Source organism: Mycobacterium sp. ST-F2 (assembly GCF_001905655.1).
Classification (GTDB): Bacteria; Actinomycetota; Actinomycetes; order Mycobacteriales; family Mycobacteriaceae; genus Mycobacterium.
In genome coordinates this window covers 1-9,827 of the sequence record NZ_JMHT01000083.1, presented here as the reverse complement: position 1 = coordinate 9,827, position 9,827 = coordinate 1, and the positions used below count along the sequence as shown (strand labels likewise).

The 9,827-nt window shown below is 69.4% G+C and carries 7 protein-coding genes; all 7 read right to left on the bottom strand.

The features are described from left to right. Positions 1 to 4 precede the first annotated feature (4 nt). Complete coding sequence (murG, locus tag EB75_RS26270) at positions 5 to 1,111, bottom strand: undecaprenyldiphospho-muramoylpentapeptide beta-N-acetylglucosaminyltransferase (protein WP_073698173.1); 1,107 nt, start codon at positions 1,109 to 1,111, stop codon at positions 5 to 7. 80 nt (positions 1,112 to 1,191) lie between these two features. Next, positions 1,192 to 2,898, bottom strand: a complete 1,707-nt coding sequence (ftsW, locus tag EB75_RS26265; protein WP_073698171.1) for a putative lipid II flippase FtsW — start codon at positions 2,896 to 2,898, stop codon at positions 1,192 to 1,194. Between the two features lie 230 nt (positions 2,899 to 3,128). After that, entirely contained in the window at positions 3,129 to 3,791 is a 663-nt protein-coding gene (locus EB75_RS26260; RefSeq protein ID WP_073698170.1) for a DUF5642 family protein, read from the bottom strand. 69 nt (positions 3,792 to 3,860) lie between these two features. Beyond that, positions 3,861 to 4,940 carry a phospho-N-acetylmuramoyl-pentapeptide-transferase gene (gene mraY / locus EB75_RS26255; RefSeq protein ID WP_073698169.1) on the bottom strand — a complete coding sequence of 360 codons (1,080 nt, stop codon included), beginning with the start codon at positions 4,938 to 4,940 and terminating at the stop codon, positions 3,861 to 3,863. Further along, a complete protein-coding gene (locus EB75_RS26250) occupies positions 4,937 to 6,448 on the bottom strand; it encodes a UDP-N-acetylmuramoyl-tripeptide--D-alanyl-D-alanine ligase (protein WP_073698168.1) in 1,512 nt (503 codons plus the stop codon). The genes mraY and EB75_RS26250 overlap by 4 nt, the downstream gene beginning before the upstream one ends. Continuing rightward, positions 6,445 to 7,980, bottom strand: a complete 1,536-nt coding sequence (locus EB75_RS26245) for a UDP-N-acetylmuramoyl-L-alanyl-D-glutamate--2,6-diaminopimelate ligase (protein ID WP_502689403.1) — start codon at positions 7,978 to 7,980, stop codon at positions 6,445 to 6,447. The genes EB75_RS26250 and EB75_RS26245 overlap by 4 nt, the downstream gene beginning before the upstream one ends. A 42-nt stretch (positions 7,981 to 8,022) precedes the next feature. Further along, positions 8,023 to 9,827 (bottom strand): peptidoglycan D,D-transpeptidase FtsI family protein (locus EB75_RS26240; protein WP_168176128.1); only part of this gene is annotated, 1,805 nt, incomplete at its 5' end.

Below are 9,827 nucleotides of genomic sequence, written 5' to 3'. Positions count from 1 at the left end.
GCCGTCATCGGATCCCCGCCGCTACGTCCAGGGCGATCTGCGCCACCCGCCGGGCCGCATCGCGGTGGCCGGCCAGCGCAGCCGCCGTCGTCATCTGGTCCAGTGCGGCGGTGTCGCCCATCAAGGTTCCGATCCGTTCGGTGACGAATTCCGGTGTCAGGTCAGCGTCGTCGACCAGCAGGCCGCCGCCGGCGTCGACCACCGGGAGTGCATTGAGTCGTTGCTCGCCGTTGCCGATCGGCAGCGGGACATAAAGCGCGGGCAGGCCGACGGCGCTGACCTCGGCGACCGTCATGGCGCCGGACCGGCAGATCGCCAGATCCGCTGCGGCATAAGCCAAATCCATGCGATCGAGGTACGGCACCCCGACGTATGGCGGCGCACCCGGCGCGGGCTCCGGCAGCTCCAGGGTGTTCTTGCGGCCGTAGGCGTGCAGAACCGAAACACCTTGTTCGGCAAGCTTTTTGGCTGCCCCGGAGACCGCGCGGTTCAGCGACTGCGCACCCTGGGACCCTCCGAACACCAGGAGCACACGGGCGTCGTCGGCGAAACCGAAGAACTCCCGGGCCTGCGCCCGCAGTGCGGCCCGATCGAGTGAGGTGATGGACTCGCGCACCGGGATACCGACGACCTCACCGCCCTTGAGCCCCGAATCCGGCACCGCGGCCAGCACCCGGCACGCCGAGCGGGCACCGACCTTGTTGGCCCAGCCCGCGCTGGCGTTGGCCTCGTGCACCACCACCGGAACGGTGCGCCGGCGGCGCAGCCGTCCCCCGCGGGCGGCCAGGTAGGCCGGCAACGAGACGTAACCGCCGAAGCCCACGACGACGTCGGCCTGGACGGAGTCGAGGACGTCCCGTGTCTCGCGGACGGCGGCACGAACCCGCATCGGCAGTCGCGCCAGGTCGGCAGAAGGTTTGCGCGGCAACGGAACCGGGGTGATCAGCTGCAGGTCGTAGCCGCGTTCGGGAACCAGCCGGGTCTCCAGCCCGCGGGCCGTGCCGAGGGCGGTGATCCGGACGTCGGGCCGCAGCGCCACCAGCGCATCGGCGACCGCCATCGCGGGCTCGATATGACCTGCGGTGCCGCCTCCGGCCAGAACCACCGAAATGCCGCGAGTTCCGCCGTCGCTCCGCTCGCCTGGGTGTGTTTTCCCGTCGCTCCGCTCGCCTCGGCCCGAACTCACACCACTCACCCGTACCGCTGACCTTCCAATGCGCGGACCCGTGGGTCCGACCGGCGCGGGTCACGGCGCCCGTGACCCCTCGGGTCACCATTTTGCCTTGCACGCCGTCCGGTGCCGTCGGCCGGTACGGGGTTGCCGTACTTGCCGCGGGCGCGGTCCGGTTCCTCGGTGCGCCGGGTCCGCCGTGGGGCGTCGGTCCGCCGCTGCCGGGGCGGGGGCTCCTGCCTCGCGGTCTGGCGCGTGGGTCGCGCGGACTTCGTGGGCTTGGCCGATTTGGTGGGTTTGGCGGGTTTGGCCTGCCGGGCGGCAGGCTTGCGGACCGGCTTGTCGCCGCGTCCACGAAGCCGGTCCCGGGCCGAGTCCAAGGTGGTCGGTGAATACGGCACCGGCGGCGGCAGCCGCAGGATCCGGTTCATCCGATCGTCGCGGCCGGCCCGCAATGCGGCCACCGCCTCTGGTTCATGCCGCGCCGCATTGGCGATCAGGCCGATCAGCAGAAGCGTTGTGGCCGTTGCCGTTCCGCCGGCCGAGATGAGCGGCAGCTGGATGCCCGTGACCGGGAGCAGGCCGAGCACGTAGCCGACGTTGATGAACACCTGGCCGACCACCCACAACGTCGTCGTGGCCGTCAGCAGCCGCAGGAACGGGTCGACCGACCGGCGCGCGATCCGCATACCGGTGTAGGCGAACAGGCCGAACAGCGCGAGCAGACCCGCCGCGCCGATGAAACCGAGCTCCTCGCCGATGATCGCGAAGATGAAGTCGTTGTGCGCGTTGGGCAGGTAGTTGAACTTCGCGGTGCCCTGCCCCAACCCGTCGCCGAACATGCCGCCGTTTGCCAGCGCGTACTTGGCCTGCCGCGACTGGTAACCGATGCCCTGCAGATCGGAGTCGGGGTCCAGCCAGGCCCGGACGCGGTCCGAGCGGTAGCCGGCCGAGACCGCCATGATGGCGGCCGCACCGATGCACAGGACCAGGGAGCTCAGGAAGATCCGCAGCGACAGACCGGCGTACCAGAGCAGGCCGAGCAGGACGATGCTCACCGACACCGTCTGCCCGAGGTCGGGCTCGGCGACGATCAGGCCGAGCGCCAGCACCGCCGCCGGGACCAGCGGAAACAGCAGCTCTTTCCAGCCGGCGTGCTGCATGCGGCGGGTCGCCAGCAGGTGCGAGCCCCAGATCGCGAACGCGATCTTGGTCAGCTCGGACGGCTGCATGGAGAAGCCGGCGACGACGAACCAGCCGCGGGCACCGTTGGAGAGGTGGCCGATGCCCGGGATCAGCACCAGGGCGATCAGCACGAGGCTCACGATGAACGCCGGCAGCGCCATCCGGCGCATGAACGCGATGGGCAGCCGCAGCGCGACGTAGAACGCGACGAGTCCGATGACGGTCCAGAGCACCTGCTTGGCGAAGATCGTCCAGGGCGAGCCGTCCTCGTCGTACGAATGCACGCCCGAGGCCGAGAGCACCATGGTCAGGCCCAGCGTGATCAGCAGTGCCGCGCAGGCGATGACCAGGTGGAACGACGTCATCGGCCGGCTCAGCCAGGCCCCGAACCGGGCCCGCGGTCCCTGCCGCTTGGGTTCGGCGGGTTTATTTGCCGTGTCTTTGCCCGCGTCTTCGGATGCTGCTGCGTCCTGATCGTCGGGAGCATTCGGGCTTTCCGGGCCGGGTTTGCTCCGACGGAGCTTGGCAAGGATGTCCGGCATGTGACTACCCGACCTCGTCGTTCACATTGGTCACAGAAACCACAACTGTCCCTTGCATCCCAAAATCCTCCCCTGTGACGTCCGCAGGGCGTGGCACATCCGGGGCGTGTCGCGGGAATGGGCGATTTGCCACAGTTCTCAAATGGGCGACCGAATGTGCAGCCAGCGCGTCCCGTACGCCGGATCCGCGATCTATGTGCACATTCGCGAGGCGACCTTCCCCCCGCAGCCTAAGACTTCAGTGCCGCAACCACCTTGACCAGCACGTCCTTCGCGACCTGCGGGTCGATGTCGGCCTGCACGACGGCGACGGTCTTGTCGCCCAGGACCGCGGTGTAGGTGGTTTCCTCGGTGGTCTTGCCGCCCGCGGTGATGTGCGCCTGCACGCCCATGGTCTTCGCGCCCGCGATGTCGGGACCGGGGACGCGATCCACCGTCGCGGTGACGCCGTCGGTCGAATCGACGGTGAAGTGATCGCAGCCGGGATGGCCGAGCTCGCCGACGTTCTTTTCTGCCTCCGCCGCCACCACGATGATGGTTTTGGCTTCCTGGTTGTTGCCGATGAATCCCGTGGTCTTGGCTCCGACCCCCGCCGGCGCGAGCGGCTTGAGCATCGACGCACACTCGGCGGGCGTGACGACCGACGGCGGCGTGGTGGTCAGCGCCCCGACACCGGGAGCGTCCAGCTTCTCCTGGGTGACGGTGTCCTGCTCGAGATCCATCGGGTCGTAGCCGGCCGGCAGGCTGCCCTTGGCGCTGCCGACCTTCGAGATGTCGTACTTGGCCGCGGCTTTGCTCTCTCCGGACTTGCCGTCCGATCCGCCGCAACCGGCGATCAACGCCGCAGTCGACAGCAAGGCAACGGGCCCGACCAGGTATTTCACGACACTCATGGCGCGAACCCTAACAGCGGGGTCCGGGGCCACCGCGTAAATGCTGAATGTCCGCTGGGAGCCGCGTGTCTAGCGGCCACCCGCCGAGAGCCACTCGCTGTAGAACAGCGCCACCCCGAGCCCACAGGCGATGGCGGTCAGCAACCAGAACCTGATGATCACCGTGGTTTCTGCCCAGCCGGCCAACTCGAAGTGATGGTGGAAGGGCGCCATGCGGAACACCCGGCGCCCGGTGGTGCGGAACGCCAGAATCTGTACCACCACCGAGGTCACCTCGGCGACGAACAGGGCACCGAGCACGATGGCCAGCGTCTCGGTCCGGCTGGTCACCGACAGGCCGGCGATGATGCCGCCGAGCGCCAGCGAACCGGTGTCACCCATGAAGATCTTGGCCGGCGCGGCGTTCCACCACAGGAAGCCGATGCAGGCACCTGCCGTCGCGGCTGCGACCAGCGCCAGATCCAGTGGATCGCGGACGTTGTAGCAGCCAGGTCCGGGCGCGGTGGAGCAGGCGTTGCGGTACTGCCAGAAGGTGATGAGCACGTACGCGGCGCTGACCATCGCCATGGCACCCGCCGCCAGACCGTCGAGGCCGTCGGTGAAGTTGACCGCATTGGACCAGGCACTGACCAGCACCACGATGAACAACACGAACAGCAGCGGCCCGAGGGTGACGGTCGCGATCTCACGCACGTACGACAACCCCGTACTCGCCGGCGTCAACCCGTTGGCATCGCGGAACTGCATCACCAGCACACCGAACAGAACAGCGGACACCAGCTGACCGACCGTCTTCGCGGTCTTGTTGAGCCCCAGGTTGCGGGCCCGGCGAAGCTTGATCAGATCGTCGAGGAAGCCGACGACGCCCAGCGAGGTGGCCAGGCCGAGCACCAGCAGGCCCGAGGCCGACGGCCCTTCGCCGTCGACCAGCAGCCCGACCACGTGCGTGCCGAGATACCCGCACCAGATGCCGGTCACGATCGCCACGCCACCCATCGACGGCGTACCACGCTTCTTCTGATGGCTGGCCGGACCGTCCTCACGAATCTCGTGGCCGAACCCCCGGCGGGTGAACAGCCGGATCAGCACCGGCGTCAGCACGATCGACACCGCGAGCGCGATACCGACGGCGAACAGGATCTGAATCACGCTTGTCCCTCCCGCGCCAGCTCCTCGGCCAATACGCCGAGCCCCGCCGAATTCGAAGCCTTGACCAGCACGACATCGCCGGGTTCCAGCTCGGCGCGCAGCAATTCGAGTGCGGCACCGGCGTCGGGGACGGGCGATACCTCGCTGCCCCACGAACCTTCCATCACCGCGCCGTGTTGCATGGCGCCCATAGTCCTCCCGGTTCCGACGACAACCAGTCGTGACACATCTAAACGCACGGCCAGCCGACCGATGCTGTCATGTTCGGCAATGGCGTCCTCACCCAGTTCGGCCATCTCGCCGAGCACCGCCCAGCTACGCACAGGCGCACCGGACTCGGCCCGCGCCGACTTCGCCATCCAGGCCAGCGCCTTGAGACCCGCCCGCATCGAATCGGGGTTGGCGTTGTAAGCGTCGTTCACCACGACCACCCCGTCAGCGCGGGTGCTGACCTGCATCCGGTGCTTGGAGACGGGGCCGGCACCGGCGAGCGCGTCGGCCACCTGCTGCAGGCTCGCGCCGCATTCCAGCGCGACCGCAGCGGCACTGAGCGCGTTGGACACCTGATGATCGCCGTGCACCGCCAGCGCGACCTCCACGTGCTGCTCGCCCTGCTGACCTCGACAATGCAGCGTGAAGCGCGGGCGCGCCAACTCGTCGAGGGTGACGTCACCGGCCCAGATGTCGGCTCCGGGCGACCTCGACACCCGCACCACGCGGGCCCGGGTGACGTCCGCCATGGCGGCGACGGCACCGTCGTCGGCGTTGAGGATGATGACACCGGAGGCGGGAACGGCTTGCGGCAGTTCGGACTTCGTCGCCGCGATGACGTCGCGCGAGCCGAACTCCCCCAGGTGCGCGGTGCCGACGTTGAGCACCACGCCGATCGACGGTGGTGCGATCGCCGCGAGCGCGGCGATGTTGCCGGGGTGCCGCGCCGACATCTCCAGGACCAGGAAGTCGGTGTCGGGCGTGGCCCGCAGCACCGTCCACGGGTGGCCGAGCTCGTTGTTGAACGACCCCGGCGGGGCGATGACCTCACCCAGCGGAGCCAGCACCGCGGCCAGCAGGTCCTTGGTCGACGTCTTGCCCGAGGAGCCGGTGACGCCGATGATCCGCAGTCCCCCGGCGGCCAGCCGATCGGCCACCGCGCGGGCCAGCTTGCCCAGTGCGGCGAGCACCGCGGCGCCGGAGCCGTCGGTATCGTGCTCGAGGGCGCCGGACGACGAATCAACCTGTCCCTCAGCCGGTTTCACCACGATGGCCGGTACCCCGACCGGCCGGGCCGCCAGCACGCCGGCCGCACCTGCCGCCACGGCGCCCGCGGCGAAGTCGTGCCCGTCGGTCCGGGCGCCCGGCAGAGCCAGGAACAACCCGCCTTCGGTGACCGCACGCGAGTCGAATTCGACGGTCCCGGTCACCCGGGTCGACGCCGCGGCCTCGGCGGTGATGTCGGACAGCTCGCCGCCGACGATGTCGGCGATCTCTGCCAGGGTCAGGTCGATCATGCGGATGACTCCCCAGCTTTCCCGGCCGCCGCATCGAGCGAGGCGGCCAATTCATCACGGTCATCGAACGGGCGGGTCTGACCGGCGCGGGTCTGGCCCGACTCGTGCCCCTTGCCCGCGACCAGGACGGTGTCCCCCGCCCGGGCCCAGCCGACGGCATGGTCGATGGCGGCCCTGCGGTCACCGATGACCACCACCTCGGCCGATCCGTCCGCGGCACCTGCCGCGATGGTCGCCCGGATCAGGTCGGGGTCCTCGTCGCGCGGATTGTCGTCGGTGATGACGACCAGGTCTGCCAGTTCCGCGGCGATGCGTCCCATCGGTTCGCGTTTCCCGGCGTCACGGTTGCCACCGGCCCCGAAGACCACGGCCAACCGGCCGCTGGTCTGCGGGCGCAGCGTCTGCAGCACGGCCTCCAGAGCACCGGGCTTGTGGGCGTAGTCGACGAGCGCGAGGAAGTCCTGCCCGCGGTCGATGGGCTGCAACCGGCCGGGAACGCTGGCGGTGGCCAGTCCGGGGGCGGCCTGCTCCGGGGACACGCCCACCGCGTCGAGCAGCGCCACGGCCAGCAGAGCGTTGGCGACGTTGTAGCCGCCGGGCAGGCCGATCCGCAGCCGGTGCTCTGCACCGTCGGGGCCGACGGCGGTGAACTGCTGGCCACCGCGGTCTGTCTCGATGCCGGTGACGGTCCAGTCGGCCTCGCCGGTGGTACTGACGGTGACGGGGTCGAGAGCCCGGGCGGCCATCTTCCGGCCCCAGTCGTCGTCGACGCACACCACAGACACCGCCGCGTGAGTGGGCGAATCCGGTTGGAACAGCCGGGCTTTGGCGTCCAGGTAGTCGTCCATGGTCGGGTGGAAGTCGAGGTGGTCCCGCGACAGGTTGGTGAAACCGCCGGCCGCGAAGCGCAGGGCGTCCACGCGCCCCAGCGACAGCGCATGGCTGGAGACCTCCATGACGACGGTGTCCACACCACGCTCGACCATGGTGGCCAGCAGCGCCTGCAGCGCCGGCGCCTCGGGGGTGGTCAGGGAACTCGGCAGGTCGCGGCCGTCGATCCGGATGCCGACGGTGCCGATCAGTCCGGCGACCCGGCCGGCGGCACGCAACCCGGCCTCGACCAGATAGGTGGTGGTGGTCTTGCCCGAGGTCCCGGTGATGCCGATGACGCGCAGCCGCTCGGACGGCCGGCCGTAGATCTCGGCGGCGACCTCACCCAGCACCGCCCGCGGGTCGGCATGGACGAGCACGGGGACGTCCACGTCGAGAAGCTCCACACCGTCCGGGTCCGTCAGGACGGCGGCAGCACCGGCGGCGACGGCATCGGCGGCGAACCGCGCGCCGTGCGCGGCCGAACCCGGAAGCGCCGCGAACAGATCACCGGCGACGACGTCGCGGCTGCTCAGAGTGACGCCGGTGACCCGCAGGTCCCGGGCGTGCGCCTCGGCCGGCAGCGCTGCGCCAACATGGTCGGCCAATGAGCCCAGCGCAGCTCCGGCGGGATCAGCGGGGCGCAAGGTAGGCAAAGACATGGCCATGACACAGTACCGGGCCTCTCGCGGGCGCCTGCCCCGTCAGGTCGCCTGCAGGATCAGCGGAGGACCCGGGTCCGGCGACAGCGGCACGTTCTCCCGCTGCATCAGCCACGCCGCGATGTTGTGGAACAGCTGGGCCATCGAGTGGCCCGGAGTGCCGTCGGCATTGCGCTGTGGGTTGTTGGCCATGATCCCGACGACGTAGCGCGGGTCGTCCGACGGCGCCATGCCGGCGAAGGTGATCCAGTAGTGGTCGTCGTAGTAGCAGCCACATGCCGGGTTGATCTGCTGCGCGGTGCCGGTCTTGCCGGCCATCTGGTAGCCCTCGACAGCTCCCGGCCAGCCGGTGCCCTGCTGGGTGCCGCGCGGGTCGCGCTGGAGGGTCGAGCGGAACATGTTGCGCAGCGTCGCCGCGGTCTGCGGCGACACGACCTGGACGCTCTCGGGCGCCGGCTGGTCCTGGTGGGTGCCGTCGGCCGAGACGATCGACTTGACGATGCGCGGCTGGATGCGCAGGCCGTCGTTCGCGATGGCCTGGTACATGCCGGTCATCTGCAGCAGCGTCATCGAAAGACCTTGGCCGATGGGCAGGTTCGCGAACGAGCTGCCCGACCACTGATCGATGGGCGGCACCAGGCCCGCGCTCTCACCCGGCAGTCCGGAACCGGTGCGCTGGCCGAGGCCGAACTTGGTGAGCATGTCCGCAAAGCGCTCCGGGCCGACCCGCTGGGCCAGCATCAGGGTGCCGATGTTCGAGGACTTCCCGAAGACACCGGTGGTCGTGTACGGGTCGACACCGTGGCCCCACGCGTCGCGGATGGTGACGCCGCCCATGTTGTAACTGCCCGGAACCTGCAGCACCTCATCGGGATTCGAGAGGCCGAACTCGATGACCGACGCCGCGGTGACGATCTTGTTGACCGAACCCGGCTCGAAGGGTGACGTCGCGGGCAGGTTGCCCATCTGCTTGTCTTCCTGGCGGCTCAGTTCCTGCGCCGGGTCGAACGTGTTGTCGTTGGTCATGGCGAGGATCTCGCCGGTCTTCGCATCGAGAACCACGGCGGACACGTCATGTGCGCCCGAGACGTCCTTGGCCTGCTGCACCTGCTGCTGGACGTAGTACTGGATGTCGTTGTCGAGGGTGAGCTGCACCGTCGCGCCGTTGATGGCGTCGTGCCGGTCCCGGTAGCTGCCGGGGATCACCACACCGTCCGAGCCGCGGTCGTACGTGACCGAGCCGTCGGTGCCGGAAAGCTTTGCGTCGAAGGAGTCTTCGAGACCGAGCAGGCCGTGGCCGTCCCAGCCGATGTCGCCGACGACGTTGGCGGCCAGCGAGCCGCCGGGGTACTGCCGGATGTCCTGCCGCTCCGCGCCGACCTCGGGGTACTTCTTGGTGATGGCGTCGGAGATCGACGGATCGACGGCACGGGCCAGGTAGACGAACGAGTCCTTGCCGGTGATCTTCTTGGCCAGGGTCGCGGCGTCGGGCTTGTTGCCCAGCAGACCGGCCACGCCGACAGCGATCTCGTTCAGACGCTTGTCGGGGTCCGGCGCCGCCGGGGTCTTGGCCTTCGCCTCGGTGAGCTGCTGGCGAATCCGGTTGGGCTGGAAGGTCAGTGCGCGGGCCTCGATGGTGAACGCCAGCTTGGCGTTGTTGCGGTCGACAATGCTGCCGCGGATCGCCTTCGCCACGTCGGTGACCTTGAGCTGGCTGGCCGCCTCGGCGCGTAAGCCCGCGGCCCGCGGCCCCTGCAGGAAGAACAACTGCACTGCCGAGGCCAGCAGCACCAGCGCGATGACGATGTTGCCTGTCTTGTGCCGGAACCCGAACGAGCCGGTCCAGT

What these genes read in the sequence shown, in the direction of transcription:
- ftsW (WP_073698171.1), bottom strand. Translation starts at nt 2,898, where the DNA reads ATGCCGGACATCCTTGCCAAGCTCCGTCGGAGCAAACCCGGCCCGGAA.
- EB75_RS26260 (WP_073698170.1), bottom strand. Translation starts at nt 3,791, where the DNA reads ATGAGTGTCGTGAAATACCTGGTCGGGCCCGTTGCCTTGCTGTCGACT.
- EB75_RS26245 (WP_502689403.1), bottom strand. Translation starts at nt 7,980, where the DNA reads ATGTCTTTGCCTACCTTGCGCCCCGCTGATCCCGCCGGAGCTGCGCTG.
- EB75_RS26250 (WP_073698168.1), bottom strand. Translation starts at nt 6,448, where the DNA reads ATGATCGACCTGACCCTGGCAGAGATCGCCGACATCGTCGGCGGCGAG.